The following is a 560-nucleotide window of genomic DNA, read 5'->3' as shown; positions in this document are numbered from 1 at the left end:
GCTCCCACTGCTTGTACGTACACGGTTTCAGGTTCTTTTTCACTCCCCTCGCCGGGGTTCTTTTCGCCTTTCCCTCACGGTACTGGTTCACTATCGGTCAGTCAGGAGTATTTAGCCTTGGAGGATGGTCCCCCCATATTCAGACAGGATACCACGTGTCCCGCCCTACTCTTCGAGTTCACAACCTGTGCATTTTGGTGTACGGGACTATCACCCTGTACCGTCGGACTTTCCAGACCGTTCCACTAACACACAAGCTGATTCAGACTCTGGGCTGCTCCCCGTTCGCTCGCCGCTACTGGGGGAATCTCGGTTGATTTCTTTTCCTCGGGGTACTTAGATGTTTCAGTTCCCCCGGTTCGCTTCATTACGCTATGTATTCACGTAATGATAGTGTGTCGAAACACACTGGGTTTCCCCATTCGGAAATCGCCGGTTATAACGGTTCATATCACCTTACCGACGCTTATCGCAGATTAGCACGTCCTTCATCGCCTCTGACTGCCAGGGCATCCACCGTGTACGCTTAGTCGCTTAACCTCACAACCCGAAGATGTTTC

General features: G+C 52.0%; 1 rRNA gene. It reads right to left on the bottom strand.

The annotated features are described in order from the left end of the window. Nucleotides 1-540, bottom strand: a 23S ribosomal RNA gene (locus OGX66_RS01675); the annotation flags it as partial. Between the last annotated feature and the right edge of the window lie 20 nt (nt 541-560).

The sequence above is a fragment of the Citrobacter sp. Cf072 genome (assembly GCF_030334485.1).
Lineage (GTDB): Bacteria > Pseudomonadota > Gammaproteobacteria > Enterobacterales > Enterobacteriaceae > Citrobacter > Citrobacter freundii.
This window is presented reverse-complemented; position numbering and strand designations above follow the sequence as displayed.